This window comes from Clostridium sp. AF29-8BH, assembly GCF_003478145.1.
Taxonomy (GTDB): Bacteria; Bacillota; Clostridia; order Lachnospirales; family Lachnospiraceae; genus Otoolea; species Otoolea fessa.
In genome coordinates, this window is sequence record NZ_QUEL01000056.1 from 1 (window position 1) to 1641 (window position 1641).

The 1641-nt window shown below is 40.6% G+C and carries 1 protein-coding gene; it reads right to left on the reverse strand.

Annotated elements, in window-relative coordinates; all coding sequences use genetic code 11:
- Window positions 1-221: 221 nt before the first annotated feature.
- Complete coding sequence (locus DWZ16_RS15220) at window positions 222-1286, reverse strand: aminopeptidase (protein WP_118466978.1); 1065 nt, start codon at window positions 1284-1286, stop codon at window positions 222-224.
- Window positions 1287-1641: the final 355 nt, after the last annotated feature.

Genomic DNA, 1641 nt, shown 5'->3' on the forward strand with positions numbered 1-1641 from the left:
CCGACATCAATTCCGAGTACCAAAGTTTTTTCTGTAATAGCTTCAATTTTTGCGTTCTGTGTGTTAGACTTCATTGTAGATACCTCTCTGTATAATAAGATTTTTACTACCCTGCCAGTCAGTAGTCTTATTGTACTCTGAGGTATTTTCAATTTTCAACGTCTACGCTTTTTATTATACAGGAAGCTCCTTTCCTCTGTTATAAGGTTAATGACTATGGATTAATATCCTTCAACTCCCATCTGCTTGCAGATTTCAGCAAGTTGCGGATCCACATATTTTCCGTTTTCCTCAATTGTCACGCCATCTACGATAATTGTAGGTTTCGATACTACACCGTCTGTGTGAGAAGCTGCTGTCCAGTAGCTTCCGCGAATCATTTTACCCTGACTTCCAATACCAAATTCCATGCATCCAAAAATTCGTTCATCTTCTACGATACGTCCGGTTGGTTTCATAACGCCCGGATTGAATCCGAGTGAATAGTGTGCCAAACGGAACATATTCGGATCGTTGAACGAATGCAGCCATGCGCTGAAACGTTCGGCCTCTTTTCCGCCTTCAATCTTAGTTACACGTCCATTTTCCAAGGTGAGTTTCACATTTTCAGAAATTGCACCCATGTCGGTCGGCGGGAAAATCGCAACATCGAATACAAGGGTTCCATTAATCGTTTCCTCTATTGGACACCAGCTAATCTGGCCAGCCATCATGAACGGATACCCCTTAAAGGTTGCCAGCTGACCGGAGTGACGAACTTTTCTTCCCTCATTTTGGGCTGTTAAATAAGTTCCATTATTATCTTTAATGATAATATCGTTTCCTGCCTCTAATTTAGCCTTTAAAGCCTCTCCCAGCTCTACTACCTTGTTAACATCGACTCTTCCGATACAATTCACGATCATGGTTGCATCCATGCCGGTAAGATTAATGTAACGGCAGCCAAAATCAATTGCTCTCTTCCATGCATCACTCAGGAAGATGGAACCGTATGATAACTCAATCCAGACATCGGAAACAGCAACTGCATTTCCAAGCGGAGCCGCCGGTTCTGAATAGGTACTTAAATTGGTCGGTGCAAAAACAAGCAGCGGATTGGCTCCAACAGTATAAGCTGCGCTCATGAGAGCTTCCAGTACACGTTTATCCGTAGAGGTATCTCCGGTAATTACTACGTTCTCTCCCGGCTGCACCAGCATAACATCGTGCACCAACTTGTACGCAGCCTTACTGACCTCATACGATAAATAGTCCTTCGACATCTCAATTCCAATCGGGTATTCCATAGTTCCTCCTTTCCCTAACATTCATAATTTTAAGTATACTATTTTGAAATTCGCGAAAAATATTTTTCTTTGTCTTGATCTTAGCATATAAATCAAATAAAATGAAATTATGTTATTTTATAAAGTGATAAATCTGTATTATACAGACTTTAGTCTGAATTTCGGTCCACAAATTCAAGAATACCAAGGCATTCTTGCTACTAAATGTGCGTTATTTCACATTTGATATAGCCACCCCCCACTAAACGCCTTATACAGATATTCACGCAGAAAGGAGAGAGTATATCTGTGTTAAATTATAAGCTCAGTACCTTTTTAGAGCTCTGTGAAACGAAAAATTATACCAAAACCGCTG

Bases quoted from the DNA above. Each gene is read 5' to 3' on its own strand.
- DWZ16_RS15220 (WP_118466978.1), bottom strand. From the start codon at position 1,286: ATGGAATACCCGATTGGAATTGAGATGTCGAAGGACTATTTATCGTAT.